The 21,625-nt window shown below is 70.9% G+C and carries 19 protein-coding genes and 1 pseudogene; all 20 read right to left on the bottom strand.

Annotation, left to right across the window (positions count from 1 at the left end):
• Nucleotides 1-1,908: DNA polymerase III subunit alpha (dnaE, locus tag AB0I88_RS14500; RefSeq protein WP_361023076.1), on the bottom strand; the 1,908-nt coding region annotated here is incomplete at its 3' end.
• A 60-nt stretch (nucleotides 1,909-1,968) separates the two neighbouring features.
• The gene (locus tag AB0I88_RS14505; protein WP_361023079.1) at nucleotides 1,969-3,540 is read right to left on the bottom strand and encodes an AAA family ATPase; all 1,572 of its coding nucleotides are present in this window, start codon (nucleotides 3,538-3,540) and stop codon (nucleotides 1,969-1,971) included.
• Between the two features lie 179 nt (nucleotides 3,541-3,719).
• Nucleotides 3,720-4,709, bottom strand: a complete 990-nt coding sequence (locus tag AB0I88_RS14510) for a hypothetical protein (RefSeq protein ID WP_361023082.1) — start codon at nucleotides 4,707-4,709, stop codon at nucleotides 3,720-3,722.
• A gap of 35 nt (nucleotides 4,710-4,744) precedes the next feature.
• On the bottom strand, nucleotides 4,745-5,674 hold the full coding sequence (locus AB0I88_RS14515) for an RluA family pseudouridine synthase (protein WP_361023085.1): 930 nt from the start codon (nucleotides 5,672-5,674) through the stop codon (nucleotides 4,745-4,747).
• Nucleotides 5,675-5,747: 73 nt separating this feature from the next.
• Nucleotides 5,748-6,320: a signal peptidase II gene (gene lspA / locus AB0I88_RS14520; RefSeq protein WP_361023359.1), complete on the bottom strand. Its 573-nt coding sequence runs from the start codon at nucleotides 6,318-6,320 to the stop codon at nucleotides 5,748-5,750.
• A complete protein-coding gene (locus tag AB0I88_RS14525) occupies nucleotides 6,317-6,739 on the bottom strand; it encodes a TraR/DksA family transcriptional regulator (protein WP_361023088.1) in 423 nt (140 codons plus the stop codon). The genes lspA and AB0I88_RS14525 overlap by 4 nt, the downstream gene beginning before the upstream one ends.
• Nucleotides 6,740-7,072: 333 nt before the next feature.
• Nucleotides 7,073-7,366, bottom strand: a complete 294-nt coding sequence (locus AB0I88_RS14530) for a DUF167 domain-containing protein (RefSeq protein ID WP_361023091.1) — start codon at nucleotides 7,364-7,366, stop codon at nucleotides 7,073-7,075.
• Nucleotides 7,367-7,962: 596 nt separating this feature from the next.
• A pseudogene (locus AB0I88_RS14535) lies at nucleotides 7,963-8,190 on the bottom strand (hypothetical protein); the annotation flags it as partial.
• 31 nt (nucleotides 8,191-8,221) lie between these two features.
• On the bottom strand, nucleotides 8,222-9,037 hold the full coding sequence (locus AB0I88_RS14540; RefSeq protein WP_361023094.1) for a DivIVA domain-containing protein: 816 nt from the start codon (nucleotides 9,035-9,037) through the stop codon (nucleotides 8,222-8,224).
• A 43-nt stretch (nucleotides 9,038-9,080) separates the two neighbouring features.
• Nucleotides 9,081-9,386, bottom strand: coding sequence for a YggT family protein (locus AB0I88_RS14545; RefSeq protein WP_361023097.1), 306 nt, complete (start codon nucleotides 9,384-9,386; stop codon nucleotides 9,081-9,083).
• Between the two features lie 42 nt (nucleotides 9,387-9,428).
• A complete protein-coding gene (locus AB0I88_RS14550; RefSeq protein ID WP_361023099.1) occupies nucleotides 9,429-10,214 on the bottom strand; it encodes a cell division protein SepF in 786 nt (261 codons plus the stop codon).
• 293 nt (nucleotides 10,215-10,507) lie between these two features.
• Complete coding sequence (locus tag AB0I88_RS14555) at nucleotides 10,508-11,215, bottom strand: YggS family pyridoxal phosphate-dependent enzyme (RefSeq protein WP_361023102.1); 708 nt, start codon at nucleotides 11,213-11,215, stop codon at nucleotides 10,508-10,510.
• A gap of 35 nt (nucleotides 11,216-11,250) precedes the next feature.
• On the bottom strand, nucleotides 11,251-12,378 hold the full coding sequence (ftsZ, locus tag AB0I88_RS14560) for a cell division protein FtsZ (protein ID WP_361023106.1): 1,128 nt from the start codon (nucleotides 12,376-12,378) through the stop codon (nucleotides 11,251-11,253).
• 295 nt (nucleotides 12,379-12,673) lie between these two features.
• Complete coding sequence (locus AB0I88_RS14565) at nucleotides 12,674-13,441, bottom strand: FtsQ-type POTRA domain-containing protein (RefSeq protein ID WP_361023109.1); 768 nt, start codon at nucleotides 13,439-13,441, stop codon at nucleotides 12,674-12,676.
• A gap of 5 nt (nucleotides 13,442-13,446) precedes the next feature.
• A complete protein-coding gene (gene murC, locus AB0I88_RS14570; protein ID WP_361023362.1) occupies nucleotides 13,447-14,850 on the bottom strand; it encodes a UDP-N-acetylmuramate--L-alanine ligase in 1,404 nt (467 codons plus the stop codon).
• A 58-nt stretch (nucleotides 14,851-14,908) separates the two neighbouring features.
• Nucleotides 14,909-16,012, bottom strand: a complete 1,104-nt coding sequence (gene murG, locus AB0I88_RS14575; protein ID WP_361023112.1) for an undecaprenyldiphospho-muramoylpentapeptide beta-N-acetylglucosaminyltransferase — start codon at nucleotides 16,010-16,012, stop codon at nucleotides 14,909-14,911.
• 46 nt (nucleotides 16,013-16,058) lie between these two features.
• Entirely contained in the window at nucleotides 16,059-17,492 is a 1,434-nt protein-coding gene (locus AB0I88_RS14580; RefSeq protein WP_361023115.1) for a putative peptidoglycan glycosyltransferase FtsW, read from the bottom strand.
• A gap of 66 nt (nucleotides 17,493-17,558) precedes the next feature.
• The gene (mraY, locus tag AB0I88_RS14585) at nucleotides 17,559-18,677 is read right to left on the bottom strand and encodes a phospho-N-acetylmuramoyl-pentapeptide-transferase (RefSeq protein WP_361023118.1); all 1,119 of its coding nucleotides are present in this window, start codon (nucleotides 18,675-18,677) and stop codon (nucleotides 17,559-17,561) included.
• Nucleotides 18,674-20,116, bottom strand: coding sequence for a UDP-N-acetylmuramoyl-tripeptide--D-alanyl-D-alanine ligase (gene murF / locus AB0I88_RS14590; RefSeq protein ID WP_361023121.1), 1,443 nt, complete (start codon nucleotides 20,114-20,116; stop codon nucleotides 18,674-18,676). The genes mraY and murF overlap by 4 nt, the downstream gene beginning before the upstream one ends.
• On the bottom strand, nucleotides 20,113-21,618 hold the full coding sequence (locus AB0I88_RS14595; protein WP_361023124.1) for a UDP-N-acetylmuramoyl-L-alanyl-D-glutamate--2,6-diaminopimelate ligase: 1,506 nt from the start codon (nucleotides 21,616-21,618) through the stop codon (nucleotides 20,113-20,115). The genes murF and AB0I88_RS14595 overlap by 4 nt, the downstream gene beginning before the upstream one ends.
• Nucleotides 21,619-21,625 lie beyond the last annotated feature (7 nt).

The raw sequence follows: 21,625 nt of genomic DNA on the forward strand, positions 1-21,625 counted from the left end.
CGGCCCGCCGTCGAGCTGGAACACGCCGAGCGTGTCGCCGCGGGACAACAGCTCGTACGCCTTCGGATCGTCCAGTGGCAGCGCCAGCAGATCGAGTTTCGCCCCGTGGTTGAGCTCGATGTTCTTGTTGGCGTCGTCGATGATCGTCAGGTTCCGCAGGCCGAGGAAGTCCATCTTCAGCAGGCCGAGCGTCTCGCAGGTCGGGTAGTCGAACTGCGTGATGATCGCCCCGTCGGCGTCCCGGCGGGACAGCGGGATGTGGTCGATGATCGGCTCGGCGGACATGATGACGCCGGCGGCGTGCACACCGGTCTGCCGGATCAGGCCCTCGATGCCCTTGGCGGTGTCGATGACCTTCTTGACGTCGGGGTCGGTCTCGTAGAGGGTGCGGACCTCGCCGGCCTCGTTGTACCGCTTGTGTTCCTTGTCGAAGATGCCGGAGATCGGGATGCCCTTGCCCATGACGTCCGGCGGCAGCGCCTTGGTGATCTTGTCGCCGACCGCGAAGGGATAGCCCAGCACGCGGGCCGAGTCCTTGATCGCGGCCTTGGCCTTGATCGTGCCGAACGTCGCGATCTGGGCGACCTTGTCGTCGCCCCACTTCTCGGTGACGTAGCGGATCACCTCGCCGCGCCGGCGCTCGTCGAAGTCGATGTCGACATCGGGCATCGAGATGCGCTCGGGGTTGAGGAACCGCTCGAAGATCAGGCCGTGCAGGAGCGGGTCGAGGTCGGTGATGCCCATCGCGTACGCGATCAGGGAACCCGCCGCCGAACCACGGCCCGGGCCGACCGCGATGCCGTTGTTCTTCGCCCACTGGATGAAGTCGGCGACCACCAGGAAGTACGCCGGGAAGCCCATCTCGATGATGACGCCCAGCTCATACTCGGCCTGCTTGACGTGCGTCTCGGGGATGCCGTCCGGGAAGCGGCGGCGCAGGCCCTCGAAGGCGATGTGGCGGAAGTACTCCGGCTCGGTGTAGCCGTCCGGGATGGGGAACCGGGGCATCAGGTTCTTGAACGTGAACATCCCGTCGACGTCCACCTTCTCGGCCACCAGCAGGGTGTTGCGGCAGCCCTCCTGCCAGGCCTCGGAGGAGTCGACGGCACGCATCTGGTCGGCCGACTTCACGAAGTAGCCGTTGCCGTCGAAGCGGAACCTGTTCGGGTCGGCGATGTTGCTGCCGGTCTGCACGCACAGCAGCACGTCGTGCGCCTCGGCCTGCGCCTCGTACGTGTAGTGGGAGTCGTTGGTGACCAGCGGAGGAAGGTTCAGCTTCTTGCCGATCTCCAGCAGCCCGTCGCGGACCCGCTTCTCGATCGACAGACCGTGGTCCATGATCTCCAGGAAGTAGTGCTCCTTGCCGAGCGCCTCCTGGTACCTCGCGGCCGACTTGAGCGCCTCGTCGAACATGCCCAGCCGCAGCCGGGTCTGCACCGCGCCGGACGGGCAGCCGGTGGTGCCCATGATGCCCTCGGCGTGCTCCGCGATGATGTCGAAGTCCATCCGCGGGTACTTACCGAGCTGGCCCTCGATGGAGGCCCGCGAGTTGAGCCGGAACAGGTTCTTCAAACCGACCGCGTTGCGCGCCCACATGGTCATGTGCGTATACGCACCGTTACCGGAGACGTCGTCGCTCTTCTGCTCCGGGCGGCCCCACTTGATGCGCTTCTTGTCCAGCCGTGACTCCGGCGCGACATAGGCCTCGACCCCGATGACCGGGATCAGGTCAGCGGCCTTGGCCTGCGTATAGAAGTCATACGCCCCGTGCATGTTGCCGTGGTCGGTGATCGCTGCGGCGGGCATGCCGAGCCGCTTGGCCTCACCGAGAAGTTCCTTGATCCGGGCCGCCCCGTCGAGCATTGAATACTCAGTGTGCACGTGAAGGTGCACGAACGAGTCAGACACCCGGAACCCCCTCTTCCCCGAACAGTGCCGTGAAGCCTAGCCCCGCCCTACGACAGAAACCTACTCCGCGAAGGGCTCCAGCATCACCGACGCCGCGCGGAGCCAGGCCTGCCGGGTCTCCTGTTGCAGGTCGCCGTACTCGATCGAGGAGCCGACCTCGAGAGCCGGGTCGTAGGGCACCACGGCGACCGCGCGGGTACGCGTGGCGAAGTGCCGCTTGAAGTCCTCCAGCAGCGGCAGCTTGCCCGGCGAGGGGCAGGAGATGAGGGTCACGGCGTTGGCCACCATGGCGCCCTGCCCGCCCTCCTCCAGCACGTCGAGCATCCAGTCGGCGGTGAACGCCGCGTCCTCCCGGGGCACCGTGGTGATCACCAGCTGGTCCGCCGACCGCATCACGGTCTGCCAGTTGACGCTCTCCACGTTGTTGCCGGTGTCGACGCAGATCACGTCATGGGTACGGCGTAGCAGGTCCATCACCCGGCGCACGGTGGCCTGGTCGAGCCGCTGGGCGAACCGCGGGTTCTCCTCGCCTGCCAGCACGTCGTAGGAGCCGTCGGAGGCGTGGCGCAGGTAGGCGTCCAGTTCCTGCAGCAGCGCGTCGCCGTGCAGGCTCTCGATCCGCATCAGGTCGGCGAGCAGATGCTTTATGGTCCGGGCGTGCCGGGCGCTGCCGGCCCGCAGGCCGAGGGTTCCGCGCAGCTCGTTGTCGTCCCACGCCAGCACGCCGCGTCCACGGACGCTGCCGATGGTAGCCGCGGCGAGCACGGTCGCGGTGGTCTTGTGCACGCCGCCCTTCGGGTTGGCGAACGCGAGCACCCGGGGTTTGCCCAGTTTGCGCCGCATGATCGAGACGGCGCGGTCCATGCCGTCCTCGGTGCGGCTCTGCCGCCACTCGATCCGGGCGGCCGCGGGCGCCGGCGAGACCGGCACGGCGGGCGCCCGGGCGGGCGTCACCTGCGGCAGCGGCATCTGCGGTGGCACGGCCGGCGGCGCGACCGGCACGACCGGAGCGATCGGTGCCACCGGGGCGACCGGGGCCTGGGGGTACGCGGCGGCCTGCGCCCCGTACGCCGCGGCGGGCGCCGGGTAGCCGTTCTGCTGCTGCGGCGGCGGGGCCGGTGGCGTGTAGCCCTTACCGGCCGGCGGGTAGGCGCTGGGCTGCGGCGGGTAGGCGCCGGGCCCGCCGTACTCCCGGGCGGGCGGCTGGACCGGGGCCTGCGGCGCGGAACGCGGAGCCGGCTCGAAGAAGCTGTGCTGTTCCTGCTCGCGGCCGCGCTGCCAGCGCGGGTCGAGCGGGTTGATCGGCCGCTGCGGGACGGCGCGCTGCGGCTCGGCCGGCGGCTCCGGGGCGCGGCGCTCGAAACCGCCGGGCTGCGGCTGCTGCTGACCCTGCCGTCCGTCGAACGCGGACTGCCTCGGGTCGAGCGGGTTGAACGGCCGGCGCTCGACCTGCGCCGAACCACGGGTCGGCGGCTGCTGCTGGGTCCATGGCTGCTGCGAGGGCGTCTCCGGCTGCTGCTGAGCATCCTCGGGCTCGTCGCTGCGGCCACCATGCCGGGCACGGTCGAGCAGCGCCCGCCAGCGCGGGGCTGGTTCCGCAGGCCGGCCCCAGCCGGTCTCGGTCCCGTCCACGGCTCGTCCTTTCTGCGCCTACCCGATCATTGACGGCGATGGTCTCGCCCCTGACAGGCTACGGAGGAGAACCCTATTCGGGCCACCGACCGACCGCCCATCCCCCGGTCGTTCTTGATCACATGACGGCATCCCGGTCGTGCACATCCATCCAGCCGAACGTTGCGCGAACGGAAGACTTAACGGCCGGAGTCGTCGCTGGATGCTCCCGGTGACGCATCCGAACCTTCATGAGCAGGACTCGTGTCCGACGTCGAGGGTACGGCAACGGGATCCTCGGAAGGCATTACGGCTGCGGACGGCGTACGGGCTGAACTTTCGGGTGAGGTGGATGTCACATGGATCCCGATCGACGACGGTAACGGTCCGGCGACGTCCGGGGCAACGCCGGGCATGCCGGATGGCACGGCCGACGGCGACGGTGCGGGTGACACGGTCTCCAGCTCCTCCGGCAGCGGCGGCCGGAACTCGGTGCGGTCGAGCTGGCGCACCTCCGGCGCCGGATCCACCACCCGCACCCAGGGCCGGGCCGCGATGCCGTCCAGTGCCGCCGGAGTGCCGCGGACCACCGCCGCGAAGACGCACTCGCACCCGGCGCGGTAGGCGGCGGCCTCCATGGCCGCGATCCGGGCGGCGCTCTCGTACGCCGCCCGCAGCCGCATCTCGTTGCGCCCGTCACCGGTCAGCGCCCGGCTGAGCCGCTGGTAGTCGGCGTTCTCACGATCCCGGGCGACCGCCGCCGAGATCATCCCGGCGGTCACGTCGTCGGGCAGCCGGAAGACCGGGATCCGGTTCACCGCCGTCCGCGATCCGGTCGACGGCACCCGGGTGTACACCTGCGCCACCTGCGCGCCGGCGAGCAGGCCGGGCAGCCGGGCCGGTGTCGCGTAGCGCCGGAGGGCGACCAGCGCCCAGGTGTCCCCGGCGGCCGGGGCGGACGGGTCGGTGAGCCGCGCCAGCTCGTCACGGGAGGCCTCCAGATAGCCGCCCACCGACTGGCCCTCGACCACCCCGACCCGCACCACGTCGCCGGTCTCGGCGCCCACCGGCGGCTCCCGGCCGGCCCAGAACACCGCCAGCACCAGCGCCACGGTAGCCGCCAGCGCCGCTCCGGTCATGATCTGCGACCGGAGCGAGGTGCTCCCGAACCGGACAAGGACTGCCCGCATGCCGTGCGCACGGCCCACGGTGATGCTCCCGACGGTCAGCCGGCGTCCTGGAGGACGTCCAGCGCGTGTTTCAGGTCAGCAGGGTAGTCGCTGACGAAGCGGACCTCATCGTGCGTACGGGGGTGTTCGAACGCCAGCTCGCGTGCATGCAGCCACTGCCGGTCCAGTTTGAGCCGGGCCGCCAGCGTCGGATCGGCCCCGTACGTCAGGTCGCCCACGCAGGGGTGCCGCATCGCCGAGAAGTGCACCCGGATCTGGTGCGTCCGCCCCGTCTCCAGGCGCACGTCCACCAGGCTCGCCGAACGGAACGCCTCCACCGTGTCGTAGTGGGTGACGCTCGGCTTGCCCCCGGACATGACGGCGAACTTGTAGTCGGCCGTCGGGTGCCGGTCGATCGGGGCGTCGATGGTGCCGCGCAGCGGATCCAGGTGCCCCTGCACCACCGCGTGGTACCGCTTCTCCACCTCGCGCTCCTTGAACGCCCGCTTCAGCACGCTGTACGCCATCTCGCTCTTGGCCACCACCATGAGCCCGGTGGTGCCCACGTCGAGGCGGTGCACGATGCCCTGTCGCTCGGCGGCCCCGCTGGTCGCGACGTTCTGCCCCATGGCGGCCAGCCCGCTGACCACGGTCGGGCCGGTCCAGCCGGGGCTCGGGTGGGCGGCCACGCCGACCGGCTTGTCCACCACCACGATGTCGTCGTCGCTGTAGATGATCCCGAGGCCGTGCACCGGCTCGGCCACCATGGCCGGGGCGTCCACCGGCGACGGCAGCGTCACCTCCAGCCAGGAGCCGGCCACCACCTTCTCCGACTTCAGCCGGGGGATGCCGTCGACCAGCGCGTCACCGGACTCCACCAGGGTGGCCGCGGCCGTCCGGGAGAGCCCGAAGAGGCGGGACACGGCCTGGTCCAGCCGCATCCCGTCGAGTCCGTCCGGCACCGGCAGGGATCGCTGCCCGCTCATGCCGCCACCTCCGCTGCGCTCCGGCGTCGCCATGAGTTCAACCCTGAGCCTGATGATTCGCTCGCAAGCTCGCTCATGCTTGTTCCTCCGCCCGGGGCTCCGCCGCCGGTTTCTGTTTGGTGATCCGGCTGCCGTCACGCTGGCGGCCGGTCAGCTCCAGGAGCACGGCGAGGCACACCCCGACGGTTAGGCAGCTGTCGGCGATGTTGAAGACCGCGAATCTCTCCCCGTACGGCGCGAAGACGCTGATCATGTCGACCACGTGGCCCTGGAACGGGCCGGGCGCACGGAACAGGCGGTCGCCCAGGTTGCCCAGGGCGCCGCCCAGCACCAGGCCGAGCGCCACCGCCCACGGCACGGAGCGCAGCTTCGTCGCCAGCCAGACGATCACGCCGACCACGACCAGGGTGATCAGCGGGAACACCCAGGTGTAGTCGCTGCCGAAACTGAACGCCGCTCCGCTGTTGCGCAGCAGCGACAGGTAGATCAGGCCACCGAGGACGCGAACCGGCTCGCCGGGATCGAGGTTCTCGGTGGAAAGGTGCTTGACCCACTGGTCGACCGCCACGGCGGCCACCGCGGTGGCGGCCAGGACGGCAACCGCACGGGGTGCGAACCCCGGCGCGGCCTGTTCGTCGGCGTTCAGCGTCGTTCCTCCAACTGCTTGCACGAGACACAGAGAGTGGCGGAGGGGAACGCAGCCAGCCGCTCGACCGGGATCTGGGTGCCGCACCGCTCACACCAACCGTAGTTGCCCGACCCGAGCCGATCGATCGCGCGTTCGACCTGTGTGATCCGCTCGAGCAGGTTGTTGGCCAGCGTGATCTCCTGCTCCCGCTCGAACGTCTTGGTGCCGGTGTCGGCCTGGTCGTCCCCGGCCGAGTCGGCGAACCGCTCGCGCTGCAACTCGGTGATCTCGCTGAGCGCCTGATCGTACTCGGCCTGCAGCTCGTCACGCCGCGCGACCAGCGCTGTCCGGATCTCCTCGGTCTCCGAGACGCTGCGGCTGCGCTCCGCGGCGGACGTACCGGTCGAACCGGGCCGGATGTCGGTTGCCTTCGCCATCGTCGCTCCCTCGGCCGCGCGCCCGGCGCGGCGGTCAGCGGTCTGCGGAACCGGGCGGCCCGGCTCGCCGGGCCGGGCCGTCCGCTCCCCTGTCTGGTCCCCGTGCCACCGGGCCGGCGCGTCCTGTCGGCAGCGCGCGAAACCGCGGTAGATCTTGCCCCACCTGCACAAACGGCGCGGCTGATAGGACGGCCGCGCACTCGGTGAGGTTGGCAAGGATACGGAACGTGAAGTATCCCGACAACCCGGCAGAGCGCCCGGAAGAGACAAACAACCACGAAGCACGCACCGGGGCGTCGGATTGCCGACGATACACCCACAGTGACGCAGAGATCACCCGATGTCGTCGCGTAGCTCGGTGAGCCGCCGTTGCCACTCCTCCGGCGGCGCCGCCACCGTGAAGACCTTGTCCCGGCTGGTCGCCCCGAGCCGCAGGGACACCGTGGACGCCCGGACCCCCAGCGCCGCGGCGAGCGCCCGGCGCACCGCCTCGGTGGCCTTGCCGTCCACCGCCGGCGCGCCCACCGCGATGATCAGAGCGGGACCGTGCGGGCCCTCGTAACGGCCGCCCACCCTGGTCCGGCCGGCGCCGGGGCGCACCCGCACCGGTACCGAGGCACCGCCCACCGGAACTCTCAACGCTGCTGGGCCACAGCGGCCACCAGCCGGTCCACCGGCCGGCACAGACCGCACGGGCTGAACCCGAGCTCGACCGCCTCGTTCACCGGCAGCGGCTCGGTCAGCCGGCCGACCAGGTGCGGACAGTCCGCCATGTGGTACCGCGGGCGGCCGTCCACCACGAGCACCTCGGTGTCGAACCGGGCCACCAGCACCGCGTCGGCGGGCCGCACCGACTGGGGCAGCGGCTCGTCGTCCGGATCGTCGGCGGCGGGCTCGTCGAACTCGTCCGGCTGCTCCACCGCGGGCTCGGCGGCGGCCGGGGGCCACGCGTGCTCGTCGGACTCCCCGCCCACCGGTGGCAGGTCCTCGGTCTCCGGGCCGGAATCTGCCGTGGAGTCAGAATCGGCATAGTCTGCGCGGGACGGCCCGGCGGGCTCCCGGACGTCACCCAGACGGGCTTCCGCGTCGCGAGCGCCGGCCGCGCGGGCCTCGTCCACATCGACCGGAACGGGCTCGTCGTAGCTGCGGGATTCGCCTGCGGCGGCCACCGGCTCGGAGGCAGAATCTTCCGCGAAGGCGGGCGACGGAGCGGGGGCCGGAGTCACCGGCTCGCCGAACTCGGGATCACGGCGGCCGGTCCGCCCCGGCGCGGTGGAGGCCTCCTCGGCGGCGCGCCGGGCGGCGGCCTGCCGGGTGCCGATGACCAGCGCGACAGTGGCCAGCAGGCTGACCACGATCGAGGCTATGAGAAGGCTGCTCGAGCCGTTGACCAGGCCCAGCGCGAGAAACAGAACCGCGACGGGGATGAGCAGGAGACTAGCAACGATCATGGCTCATCCTCGTCGCGGTGCGGGGGCTGTGTCAGCGACCCGATTCGATGGAGTTGGTCCGGCCACCGCCGTACGACCCGGCGAGACCGGCTGCGGCGAGACCGCCCGAACCACCCACGGCCCGGCTGGAGTCGGCGCGGGTCAGCTCGGCCTCGAGGCCCTGCCCACGGCCGTCCAGGTCGCGGAGCTGGCTCTCCAGGTACGCCTTGAGACGCGTGCGGTACTCCCGCTCGAACTGCTTCAGCTCCTCGATGTGCTTCTGCAGCGCGGTCCGCTTCGCGTCCAGGCCGCCCATGGCCTCCTGGTGGCGCTGGCGGGCGTCCCGCTCGAGGGCGTCGGCCTTGGCCCGGGCCTCGCGGGTGACCTCCTCCGCCTTGGAGCGGGCGTCGGAGAGAAGCTTGTCGGCCTCGCGGCGCGCGTCGGCCACGTGGTCGTCGGCGGTGCGCTGGGCCATCATCAGCACGCGCAGGGCCTGCTGCTCGCCATCCGCGCCACCGGCGCCGGCGCCCGGGCCGGGGCCCTGCGCACGAACCTGCTCCAGCTCGGCCTGCATCTGCCGGGCCGCCTGCTCGGCCGCGGTCTTGTCGCGCTGGACACGGTCCAGCTGCGCCTTCAGCTCGTTGAGCTCGGCCGCCAGGCGGGGGTCCGACGCGGGACCGGCGGGGGCGCCGCCACGGCCACCGCGCTCGACCTGGGCACGAAGCTCGTTGTTCTCCTCGATCAGACGGGCGAGCTCGCGCTCCACCTCGTCAAGGAAGGCGTCGACCTCCTCCTCGTCATACCCCCGCTTGCCGATCGGGGGCTTCTTGAAGGCGACGTTATGAACGTCGGCCGGGGTCAGCGGCATCGAAACTCCTCGGGTCAGTCGCGGCCGCGGTTGGGGCTGCTGTCTAGCTGTACTGCACGATCAGTCTTGCCAATACGAAGTCCATGAGCACGAACAGGATAACCAGCAGCACGATGGAAGCCAGGTCCAAACTCACGTTACCAATGCGCAGCGGTGGGATCACACGCCTCAACGCCTTGAGGGGCGGATCCGTGACGCTCCACACGGCTTCGAGCCCGGCCGAGGCGCCCCGACTGGGCTGCCAGCGCCGTCCGTACTGGAGCACCGCGCTCAGCACGAACCTGGCCAACAGCACCATGAAGAAGATGTACAGGAATATGTAGAGAATCTGGAACACGATCGACAGCACGTCAGGCGGATCCCTCGTTCGGGTCAATCAGTTTCGGGTCGATCAGCTCTGGGTGAAGAAGCCACCCTCGGCGATCTTCGCCTTGTCCTCTGCGGTGACCTGCACATTCGCCGGAGAGAGCAGGAAGACCCGGTTGGTCACGCGCTCGATCGTACCCCTCAGGCCGAAGGCCAGCCCGGCGGCGAAGTCGACCAGCCGGCGGGCGTCCGACTCGTCCATCTCGGTGAGATTGATGATGACCGGTACGCCGTCGCGGAAGTGCTCGCCGATGGTCCGCGCCTCCCGGTACGTGGTCGGGTGCAGCGTGGTGATCTGGTACCGCTGCTCCTCCTCGACCTGGCGCTGGCGGACCGGCTCCGGGTGCACGGGCTGCGGCTTGAGCGCCAGGTTGTCCCGCGTGGAGTAGGTCAGGGCGCCGGACGGCTCGGGCGCGGCCGACGGCCGGGTGATGGAGCGGACACTCGCCCGATCGAGACGCTCGCTCTCCTCCCGGTCCAGGTCGGCGCGCGACGAACGGTCCAGGTCCGCACGAGACGAGCGGTCCAGGTCGGCACGGGACGAACGGTCGAGGTCGGCACGCGACGAGCGGTCCAGGTCGGCACGCGACGAGCGACGGTCGGACCGGGCCCGCGGAACGGCGCGCTCCTCCTCGTCCTCCTCCTCGGCGAACTCGTCGGAGTAGCGGTCGCTCGAGTAGCGGTCGGCACGCTCGCGCTCCCGGGAACGGTAGGAACTCTCCCGGTAACCCCGGTCCTCATAACCGCGGTCGTCGTCCTCCTCGACGAGGCCGAGCCAGACGCCCGCCTTGCGAAATGCGCCTCCGCTCATGCGCCGGCCCCCACTCGGGAATCAGAAGCGCAAACCGTCGATGGCGTGAACTCCCTCCGGTCACTCATGCCATCTCCCCCAACCGAGAGTCCATGCCCCCACCTCCGTCCGCTGTTGCGGCCCGCGCCCCCTGGCGTGCCGCGTCCCCCCTCACGAGCCGGTTGACCGGGTCCGATTCGGACCCACGACCCGTTGCGACGCTGCGTCGTCGGACGCCCCGGCCGCGGTGTGGATCATGTCCCGCGAGCGGTCGCGTAAAACAACACCTGTGTAGTTTGCTGCCCGCCGCAAGGCTACCGCAGCGAGTTTCGCATCCCGAGTAAAGATGTACCGATCCGTACGTGTGTCGCCCCATGCCGGACGGCGGCCTCCAGATCCCCGCTCATGCCCGCCGAAACGGTCGTCGCGCCGGGGTGGTCGGAGGCCATCCGGCCTGCGATGACGGCCAGCCGGGCGAAGGCCGCGCCGGGGTCCTCGCCGAGCGGCGCAACGGCCATGACGCCGCCGAGCCGCAGAGCCTCCGACGAGGCCACCGCGTCGGATACCCGCCAGAGATCGTCTCCAGTCACGCCCCCGCGTGCCGGGTCGCCGTCCAGGCTCACCTGGACGAGCACCTCCAACGGTGTCTCCCGCTCGGCCGCCGCCTTCGCCAGGGCGGCGGCCAGGCGGACCGAGTCCACCGACTCGATCACATCCGCGTACCGGATCACCGATCCGGCCTTGTTGCGCTGCAGCCGGCCGACGAAGTGCCAGCGCAGGCGCACGCCCGCGGCGCTGACCTCGGCCGCTTTGGCGGCCGCCTCCTGATCGCGGTTCTCCCCCACGTCCGTGACGCCGAGCCCGGCGAGCAACAGGACGTCGCTCGCCGGGTACGTCTTGGTCACCGCGGTCAGGGTGACCGCTCCGGGCGGCCTCCCGGCCGCCACGCAGGCGCGTTCGATGCGCTCCCGCACCTGTTCGAGAGAGGCGGCGAGCTCAGCGCGCCGTCCGGGGTCGGTCAAGGTTCAACCTTCTTGAGGTACGGGAGAGGTGTGCTTCAGGAACCGTTCTTCAAGAAGTCCGGCACGTCCACGTCGTCGAAGAGCACCCGGCTGCGCGGCGGCGGCGTGGTCGCCGGCGGCGTGTTCACCGGCGGCGTGCTCACCGGCGGGAGCGAGCTGCCACCGGTGGACGGCGCCGGCACCTTGCGCATCGGCTCGGCCGGCTTGTAGGAGGGCGAGCCCGCGTCGAAGCCGGCCGCGATCACGGTGACCCGCACCTCGTCGCCGAGGGCGTCGTCGATGACCGCGCCGAAGATGATGTTCGCGTCCGGGTGGGCCGCATCGGTCACCAGCTGCGCCGCGTCGTTGATCTCGAAGAGACCCAGGTCCGAGCCGCCGGCGATGGAGAGCAGCACGCCGCGGGCGCCGTCCATGCTCTGCTCCAGCAGCGGGCTGGAGATCGCCTTCTCGGCCGCCTCGACCGCACGGTTGTCGCCGCGCGCGCTGCCGATGCCCATGAGCGCGCTGCCGGCGTTGCTCATCACGCTCTTGACGTCGGCGAAGTCCAGGTTGATCAGACCCGGCGTGGTGATCAGGTCGGTGATGCCCTGCACACCGGAGAGCAGCACCTGGTCGGCCTGACGGAACGCGTCCATCATGCTGATCCCCCGGTCGCCCAGGGCGAGCAGCCGGTCGTTCGGGATCACGATCAGGGTGTCGCACTGGTTGCGCAGCTCGTCGATGCCGGCCTCGGCCTGCACCTGGCGGCGCTTGCCCTCGAAGTTGAACGGGCGGGTCACCACGCCGATGGTGAGAGCGCCCAGCTTGCGGGCGATGTTGGCGACCACGGGCGCGCCGCCTGTTCCGGTGCCGCCGCCCTCGCCACAGGTGACGAAGACCATGTCGGCGCCCTTGAGCACCTCTTCGATCTCGTCCCGGTGGTCCTCGGCGGCGTTCTTGCCGACCTCGGGCTGGGCGCCGGCGCCCAGTCCACGGGTCAGCTCCCGGCCGACGTCCAGCTTGACGTCGGCATCGCTCATCAGCAGCGCCTGGGCGTCTGTGTTGATGGCGATGAACTCCACGCCCTTGAGCCCAACCTCGATCATGCGGTTCACAGCGTTCACGCCGCCGCCGCCGATGCCGACGACCTTGATGACCGCAAGGTAGTTGTGTGGAGGTGTCATCGGGCTCAGCCATCCCTTCCAGGGTTGGCGGATGTCGACGGCCCCTGCGGTTTCGCAGAACCGCACTTCGACATCCGCTGCCGTACAAGGGAGGGCGAGGAAACCCTCACCCTCTACTAGAGGTTCACAGTTATGTCAACCATTCGAACCTCTCGGGGCAACGTATGCGGACATGCCGCCTCAGCCAAAGACCCGGGGCGGCGTGTCGCGTCCGCTTACGTGGTGAGTATCCGACTCACCCGTAACCTTGAACCATTTATTGCGTTCATCACGCTTTGTCCGTTTACCAGCATGTCTAGCGAATGGTCACCAGCGACGGGGCACTCACGTCGATCTCGTCGCCCTTCACCCGCAGCAGCGCGGTGGCGACCGTGCTCTTCTGCTCGCTCGCGGTCTCGTCGCCCCAGATGACCGTCCGCCCCTTGCGCAGTTCCAGGCGGATCTGCACCGGGGAGTCCACCGCGACCGCCACCAGCTGCTCGCGCAGCTCGTCGCTGAGCGCGGCCAGCACGGTCAGCGCCGAGCCGGTGTTCTCGTCGTCACGGCCGGGGGTCGCCAGTCTCGCCAGCGGCAACCTCTTCGGCGGCGCGGCGACCGTACGGAACGGCACGCCCTCGTCGTCGATCAGCAGGAACCGGTCCCCGGCCGGCACCGCGGCCACCGGGGTGCGCTCCACCACCTGGATCACCACGGCCGACGGCCAGCTGCGGGTCACCAGCACCCGGTCCACCGCCGGCAGCGCGCGCACCGCGGCGGACACCGCGTCCACGTCGACCCGGGCCAGCGGGCGGTCCGGCTCGATCGCCGCGGCGGTCCGTACCTCATCCGGGGTGAGCACCGTGGCGCCCACCACCCGGACGTCCCGCACGCCGAACACCGAGGTGCCGTAGACCAGCCAGGCCAGGCCACCGGCGAGCAGCAGCACACCGCCCGCGACCAGCCAGGGCATGGCGGCACGCATACGGCGCTGCCGGGCGCGGGCCATGAAACGCCGCGCCGACGGCGGCACCGCGTCGGTGTCCGCCCGGACCAGCCGCCAGTTGCGCGTGCCCCCACCCGCCACCGGCGCTACCCGGCCAGGTCCGGCTGCTGATCCGCCTCGGCGAGCGCGGCCAGCAGCTCGTCACCCATCAACGAGATCGGCGGCGCACCCATGGTCACCACCACGTCGCCCGGACGGCTGCGCCGGACCACCTCGGCCGCCACGTCCTGCCAGTCCGGCACGAACACCTTGCGCTCGTCGGGGAGCCCGATGGCCGCGGTCAGCGCCCGGCCGCCCTCACCCGGGCCGCGGGTCTCGCCCGGCCCGAACACCTCCATGCAGATCACCTCGTCGGCCACCTGGAGCCCGTCGGCCAGCTCGGCCTGCAGATCCCGGGTCCGGTACACCCGGTACGGCTGGAACACCACGAGCAGCCGGCCGTCCCCGGCCACCTCCCGCAGCGTCCGGAGGGCGGCCTTCACCGAGGTCGGGTGGTACGCGTACTCGTCGTACACCCGCACGCCGGCCGCGATGCCCTTGCGCTCGAACCGCCGCCGGACCCCCGGGAACGACTCCAGCGCCTCGCCCACCTTGTCCAGCGGCACGCCCAGCTTGAGGGCGGTCAGCACGGTCGCCGCGCTGTTCAGGCCCATGTGCGTGCCGGGCAGCGCCAGCTTGAACTCGCCGAGCGGCTTGCCGTCCAGCTCGGCGGAGTAGCGGACCCCGCTCCCCGACGAGACGACGTCGAAGATCCGCAGGTCCGCGTCCGCCGACACGCCGTACGTGTAGACCGTCTTCCCGGCCGCCTTGAGCCCGGCGATCAGCTCCGCGGTCCCCGGGCCGTCGGCGCAGGTCACCACGAACCCGTCGGCCAGCAACCCGAACTCCAGGAACCCGGCCTTCAGCGTCTCCAGGTCACCCCAGTTGTTGAGGTGGTCGCCCTCGACGTTGGTGATGATCGCGACATGCGGCCGGTAGATGAGGAACGAGCGGTCGTGCTCGTCCGCCTCGGCCACGAAGTGCGGCCCGGTGCCGTGGTGCCCGTTCGACCCGGCCGCGGACATCTCGCCGCCGATCACGAACGACGGGTCGTGCCCGGCGTGCTGGAGGATCACCGTCATGATCGACGTCGTGGTCGTCTTGCCGTGGGTGCCGGCCACCGCGATGGTCTGCCGGTTGGTCATCGCCGCGGCGAGGGCCTCGGAGCGGTGCAGCACGCGCAGCCCACGGCGGCGTGCCTCCACCATCTCCACATGGTCCTGGGGGATCGCGGTCGAGTAGACCACGGTCTCCACCCCGTCGAGGTTGGACTCGTCGTGTGCCATGTGAACCGTGCCGCCGAGCGCCCGCAGGGCGGTCAGGGCCGGCCACTCCCGCAGCTCGCTGCCGGAGACCGGCACGCCACGGGTCAACAGGAGCCGGGCCAGGCCGGCCATGCCGACCCCGCCGATCCCGATCAGGTGCACGCTGCCCAGGTCCTCGGCGGTCATCTCGCCGGCCGGCGTCAGCTCCGCCGTGTTCACAGTTCCACTCCCTCAATCCGCAGCATCAGCTCACCGCTTCCAGAACGAAGCGCAGTAGCTGCTCGTCACCGTCGCGCCGGCCGTAGCCGGCCGCCGCCGCGCCCATCTGGGCCAGCCGCTGCCGGTCCCGGGCCAGCGGAATGATGTTTCGTTCGATCCAATCCGGGGTCAGCTCACTGTTGTCCACCAGCAGGCCGCCACCGGACTCCACCACCGGCAGCGCGTTGCGGCGCTGCTCCTGATTGCTGAACGGGTACGGCACATAGATCGCCGGCATGCCCAGCGCGGTCGTCTCGGCCACCGTGATCGCGCCGCCCCGGCAGAGCATCAGGTCGGCGGCAGCGTAGCCGAGCTGCATGTCCGACAGATAGGGCACCACGACATACGGCACCGGCAGGTCGTTCGGCACCTCGAACGGATCGTTGCGCCCGCCCTGGACGTGCAGCACCTGGATCCCGGCGTGGGCCAGGCGCTTGGCCGCGGCGGCCACGGCCAGGTTGATCGTACGGGCACCGGACGAGCCGCCGGACACGAAGAGCACCGGCAGGTCCGGCCGCAGCCCGAAGTGGTACAGGGCCTGGGGCCGCAGCGCCGGCCGGTCCATCCGGGTGATCCCGGTGCGCAGCGGCACACCCACCAGCCGGGCGTTGCGCAGCGCCTCGGCCTGCTCCAGCTGGTGCGGGAACCCGACGGCGACACGCTTGGTGAACTTCATGCCCATCCGGTTGGCCACGCCCGGCGGCACGTTCACCTCGTGGATCACGATCGGGAGCTCGCGCCGCCACGCGGCCAGGTACGCCGGCACCGACACGTACCCGCCGAATCCGACCACCACCTCGGCCTGCACCTCGTCGACGATCTCGCCGGCCGCGTGGGCGGACCGGTACATCCGGTCCGGGGTGCGCAGCAGGTCGATGTTCAGCGACCGGGGCAGCTGGAACGCCGGGATGACCCGCAGGTCGTAACCGGCCGCCGGGATCAGCTGGTTCTCCATGCCCTTGGGGCTGCCCAGCGTGGTGATCCGGATGTCCGGGAAGTGGCGCCGCAGAGCGTCGGCGAAGGCGAGCAGCGGATAGATGTGCCCGCCGGTGCCTCCTCCGGCGAGAACTACCGACCGCAGCGGACCCATCACCGTCTCCTCTCCTTCCAACCGCCCCGCCCGCCCCTGAGACGGACTATCGACGGCTCTTGCTCGCGGCCGTCGGCACCCGGGTTCCCGCCTTCTTCTGGGCAGGGGGGCGCTGCTGACCTGACCGCCGCGGCGGGGGAAGCGGCGGCAGCGGGGCCCAGACTAGCCGTACCCATCGCGGCGTCGGACGGGCGTTCAGGGCACGTGCCGCGTCCGGTTCGGCACGGGCGAAGGACGCCAGCATGCCGATCGCCGCCATCGTGACGATCAGGGCGCTGCCACCTGCGGAGATGAACGGTAGCGGAAGACCGGTGATGGGGAGCAGCTTCACCACGCCGCCCATGTTGATCACGGCTTGGGCGACCAGCCAGGTGGTGATCGCGGTGGCCGCGAGACGGCGGAACGGGTCGGTCACCCGGCGGGCGATCCGGAACCCGGTGTACGCCAGCACCGACAGCAGCACCAGGACCACACCGCAGCCGACGACGCCCAGCTCCTCGGCGACGATCGCGAAGATGAAGTCGTTGCCGGCCTCCGGGACGTAGCCCCACTTGAGCGCGCTCTTGCCCAGGCCGACCCCGAACCAGCCGCCCTCGAAGATCGCCGACCGGCCCATGATCAGCTGATAGCACCAGCGCCCGGCCTCGGTGGTGGTGTCGCAGTTCTCCAGCGGCTCCACGAAGGCGGTCAGCCGCCGCCACCGGTAGTTCTCCGCGTCCACCGCACCCGAGCCGGCGCCGCGGGAGGCGGCCGCGATCAGCAGGCCGACACCGGCCAGGCCCAGCACCCCCAGCGCGCCGAAGACCCGCAGGCGTACGCCCGCCGCCCAGAGCAGGCCGACGATCAGCGCCAGCAGCACCAGCATGGTGCCCAGGTCGTTGTAGCCGACCAGGACGAAGAGCAGGCCGATCACCGGGAACAGCGGCATCGCCAGCTCCCGCCAGTGGCCGAGCAGCGGCCCCTTACGGGCGATCACGTCGGCGCCCCACAGCACCATGGCGAGTTTGGCCAGCTCACCCGGCTGCATGCTGATCGGACCGAAGTACAGCCAGTTCAAGCGGGCCACGAGCGGGCCGAGCATCGGGTTGCCGTCGCCGTTGCGGGCCAGCGCGCCCAGCGAGGCCAGCGCGGTCATCGCGGCGAGGAGGCTGAGCAGGAGGATCGAAACAACGAGCAGGCCCCGGCCGAGCACCCGCAACGTGACCGAGGGCAGCCGCTGGCAGATCCAGAAGGCGACCAGGCCCAGCAGTGCGTACACGGCCTGGCTGCTGATGCCCGTGAAGGCGTTGCCGTAGTCGGCGTAGGCCTTCACCGAGGTCGCCGAGAAGACCATGGTGAGGCCGATGAGCAGCAGCAGCACGCAGCTGGAGATCAGCAGGTAGTACGACGACAGGGGTCTGGCCAGCAGCCCGTGCACCGCGGGCAGCAGCTGCCGGCTCAGCGACGGGCGGGCCGCTCTCTGGGTACGGTCGTCCGCCATACCCCCATCTTCGCCGGATGTCCACATTCCGCCGCGTCACGTCGATGGCGTGTCGCGGGGAGATATCTATCCCATGACCGCCAGGTGATCGCTGTAGAACAGGCCCAGCCCGATGGCGGCGCAGATGCCCGCGATGATCCAGAACCGGACCACGATGTTGACCTCGCTCCAGCCCGCCAGCTCGAAGTGGTGCTGGAGCGGCGACATCCGGAAGACCCGCTTGCCGGTGGTCTTGAACGAGATGATCTGGATGACCACGGACATCGTGATGATGACGAACAGGCCGCCGATGATGACCGACAGCAGCGTGGTCCGGGTGGCCACCGCGAGGCCGCCGATCAGGCCGCCCAGCGCCAGCGCGCCGGTGTCACCCATGAAGATCCGGGCCGGGTTGGTGTTCCACCACAGGAAGCCGACACACGCCGCCGCGGCCGCCGCGGCGATCATCGCGATCTCGAGTGGATCCCGGACCTGATAACAGTGCTGCGCGGTGAGCGAGCCCGCCGCGCCCACGTAGTCGTTGTCGCCGCACCAGTGCCGGTACTGCCAGAACCCGATCAGCGAGTACGCGCCGAGCACCAGGATCGAGGCGCCGGTGGCCAGGCCGTCCAAGCCGTCGGTGAGGTTCACGCCGTTCGACATCGCCATGATCACGAAGACGAAAACCATGACCGAGCCGACCTTGCCGACGTCCAGCCAGCTCACGTCCCGGATGAAGGAGATCTTCTCGCTGGCCACGGTCTGCCCGTTGGTGCTCGGGAAGTACAGCGCCGCGATGCCGAAGCCGGTGCCGATCAGCAACTGGCCGAGCAGCTTGCCCTTGGCGCTGAGACCGTCCGAGTTGCGCTTGCGGACCTTCAGGAAGTCGTCCATGAACCCGACCGCGCCGCAGAAGACGAAGACGCCGAGCAGGACCAGCGCGGTCATGGTCGGCTTCTCCTGGGCGATCTGCCGCTCCGGGAGTGTGGTCAGGGCCAGATGCCCGGCGACGTACGCCAGCACCGTGGCGAGGATGAACGCCACCCCGCCCATCGTGGGGGTGCCCCGCTTGCCCAGGTGGGTCTGCGGGCCGATGGTGCGGATCGGCTGCCCGGCCTTGAGCGCCGAGAAGACCCGGATCGCGATCGGGGTGCCGAAGAGCGAGATGAGAAAGGCGACCGCGGCCGCGACGATGACTGCCCTCACGTGGGCTGAACCTCCTCCAGCGGAACTGAGCTAGCCTGCCCGTGGCTGCGGGGCTCGCTTCGCTCACTCCTCGCCCCGGGACGCAACCAGTCGGCGACGTCCCATGTGCGGTACCGGGAACCCTTGACCAGCACGACGTCGTCGGCGCGCCGGTCCTGCTGCAGAATCTCGATCGCGGCGGCCTGGTCGGCAGCGAAGTGCCCCGTGCCCCGCCACCCGGCCACGCCGGCCGCCCCGTCCAGGATCGGACGGGCCGCCTCGGCAACCGCGATCAACCGGTCCACGCCCAGCTCGGCGGCGAGCCGCCCCACCTCGGCGTGCCCGGACACCTCGAACTCACCGAGCTCGGCCATGTAGCCGAGCACGGCGGTGGTGCGCTTACCCGTACCCATCGACGCGAGCGCCCGCAGCGCGGCGGAGGTCGACGAGGGGTTGGCGTTGTAGGAGTCGTCGATGACGACGACCCCGTCGGTACACGTGAAGACGTCCATCCGGCGCCCGGAGACGATGCCGACCTCGCCGAGGGCCGTCACCAGCTCGCCGAACTCCATGCCCGCGGCCAGCGCCACGGCGGCCGCCGCGAGCGTGTTGGCCACCTGGTGCTCCCCCGCCACGGAAAGCCGGACGGTCCCGGAATCCGTGCCGGAGGTGAGGGTGTAGGAAGCCCGGCCGGACGCGTCGACGACGACCTCGGAAGCGGTCAGCGCACCCGTCGAGCCGACCAGGACGACCCGCGCCGACGTCCGTGCGGCCATCCCGGCGACCAGCGGATCGTCCGCGTTCAGGATCGCGGTCCCCGACGCCGGCAACGCCTCCACCAGCTCGCCCTTGGCCTGGGCGGTCCCCTCCACCGAGCCGAACTCGCCGATGTGCGCGGCGCCCACGTTCAGCACCACGCCGATCGACGGCTGGGCGATCTCGGTCAGGTACCGGATGTGCCCGATCCCCCGGGCGCCCATCTCCAGCACCAGGAACCGGGTCTGTTCGGTGGCCTGCAGGACCGTGTAGGGGAACCCCAGCTCGTTGTTGAGCGACCCGGCCGGCGCGACCGTCGGCCCGAGCCGGGACAGCAGCTGGCCGATGTAGTCCTTGGTGGTGGTCTTGCCGGACGACCCGGTCAGGCCCACCACGGTCAGCTTGTCCAGGCGGGCGGCCACCACCCGGGCCAGGGCGGCGAGGGCGGCCAGCGGATCCTCGACCACGACGCCCGGCACGCCGGTGTCGCGCGACCCCAGCACCGCCGCGGCGCCCTTCTCGATCGCGACGCCCGCGTAGTCGTGGCCGTCCACCTTCTCGCCCGCGAACGCGACGAACAGGCCACCCGGGACGATCTTGCGGGAGTCGTACTCGACCGGTCCGGTCACGAGCACCGCCGGGTCGCCGCCGGCCACCCGGCCCCCGGTGATCTCGGCGATCTCGGCGAGTGAGAGTGCGATCATGCGCGGGCCTCCAGTGCCTCGGCCAACTCGATCCGGTCGTCGAACGGCAGCACCTGCCCGTTCACCTCCTGGCCCTGTTCGTTGCCCTTGCCGAGGACCGCGATCACGTCACCGGCGGCGGCCTGGCGGACCGCCTCGTCGATCGCGGCACGCCGTCCGGCCACCTCGATGATCTTCGCGGCCGTGGACGCCTCCTCGGCGCCCGTGCGCACCGCGTGGCGTACGGATGCGGGGTCCTCGGTCCTGGGGTTGTCATCGGTGATGATCACCAAGTCGGCGCCCTGCGCCGCGGCCGCGCCCATCAACGGCCTCTTGCCCCGGTCCCGGTCGCCGCCGGCGCCGATCACGCAGAGCAGCCGCCCACCGCGTGCCGTGGCCAGCTCACGCAGCGCGGCCAGCGCCGCCACGATCGCGTTCGGCTTGTGCGCGTAGTCGACCACGCCGAGGATCTCGCCGGGCGCCTCCACCCGCTCCAGACGGCCCGGGACACCACGGCAGTCCGCGATGCCCTGCCCGGCGACCGCCGGGTCGATACCGACGGCGACCAGCAGAGCCAGCGCGAGCAGCGCGTTCGCCACGTTGTGCAGGCCGGGCAGCGCCACGCCGGTCTCGACGGTCAGACCGTCCGGGCCGTGCGCGGTGAACCGCTGGCCGAAAGCCGACGGCCGCACGCCGGACGCCCACCAGGTGGCCGCCGGGTCACCGGAGGCCGAGTAGGTGACGGTCCGGTCCCGGCACAGGGTCATCACGGCCGGGTCGTCGTGGTTGAGCACGGCCACCACGGAACGGCCGTCGAAGAGCCGGGCCTTCGCCGCGAAGTACTCCTCCGAGGTGGGATGGAAATCCAGGTGGTCCTGGCCGAAGTTGGTGTACCCGCCGGCGGCGAACCGGATGCCGTCGGCCCGGCCCATCACCAGCGCGTGACTGGAGACCTCCATGACCACGGCCTGCACACCCCGTTCCAGGGCGGCGGAGAGCACCGCCTGGAGGTCGGTGGCCTCCGGCGTGGTGCGGACGCTCTTGACCACCAGGTCGCCGAGCCGGGTCTCCACCGTGCCGACAAGGCCGGTCACCAGCCCGGCGGCCCGCAGGCCGGACTCGACGAGGTAGGCCGTCGAGGTCTTCCCGGCCGTACCGGTCACGCCGATCATGGTGAGCCGCCGGGACGGCTCGCCGTAGATCGCCGCCGCGGCCGCGCCGAGCACGCCGCGCGGATCGCCGGCGACCAGCGCGGGCAGCCCGGCGGCCCGCGCGGCGGGCAGCCCGGCCGGATCGGTCAGGACGGCCACCGCGCCGGAGCGGGCGGCGTCCGCGATGAACTCCGCGCCGTGCCGGTTCGCACCGGGCAGGGCGGCGTAGAGATCACCCGGACGTATCTCACGACTGCTGTGGGTGACGCCGGTGACCGGGACGTCACCGCCGGTCAGCTCTGCCGGTAACAGCTCCGCGAGCCGCCCCAACAGGCACGGCGTGACGGTCTCGGGACGTGGAATGCCGGACACGGCGTCA

It is taken from the genome of Actinoplanes sp. NPDC049802, assembly GCF_040656595.1.
GTDB lineage: Bacteria > Actinomycetota > Actinomycetes > Mycobacteriales > Micromonosporaceae > Actinoplanes.

Excerpts from the sequence above, each read along its gene's own strand:
- AB0I88_RS14510 (WP_361023082.1), bottom strand. The coding sequence starts at position 4,709 with ATGCGGGCAGTCCTTGTCCGGTTCGGGAGCACCTCGCTCCGGTCGCAG.
- AB0I88_RS14515 (WP_361023085.1), bottom strand. The coding sequence starts at position 5,674 with ATGAGCGGGCAGCGATCCCTGCCGGTGCCGGACGGACTCGACGGGATG.
- AB0I88_RS14525 (WP_361023088.1), bottom strand. The coding sequence starts at position 6,739 with ATGGCGAAGGCAACCGACATCCGGCCCGGTTCGACCGGTACGTCCGCC.
- AB0I88_RS14540 (WP_361023094.1), bottom strand. The coding sequence starts at position 9,037 with ATGCCGCTGACCCCGGCCGACGTTCATAACGTCGCCTTCAAGAAGCCC.
- AB0I88_RS14550 (WP_361023099.1), bottom strand. The coding sequence starts at position 10,214 with ATGAGCGGAGGCGCATTTCGCAAGGCGGGCGTCTGGCTCGGCCTCGTC.
- ftsZ (WP_361023106.1), bottom strand. The coding sequence starts at position 12,378 with ATGACACCTCCACACAACTACCTTGCGGTCATCAAGGTCGTCGGCATC.
- murC (WP_361023362.1), bottom strand. The coding sequence starts at position 14,850 with ATGACCGCCGAGGACCTGGGCAGCGTGCACCTGATCGGGATCGGCGGG.
- murG (WP_361023112.1), bottom strand. The coding sequence starts at position 16,012 with ATGGGTCCGCTGCGGTCGGTAGTTCTCGCCGGAGGAGGCACCGGCGGG.
- AB0I88_RS14580 (WP_361023115.1), bottom strand. The coding sequence starts at position 17,492 with ATGGCGGACGACCGTACCCAGAGAGCGGCCCGCCCGTCGCTGAGCCGG.
- murF (WP_361023121.1), bottom strand. The coding sequence starts at position 20,116 with ATGATCGCACTCTCACTCGCCGAGATCGCCGAGATCACCGGGGGCCGG.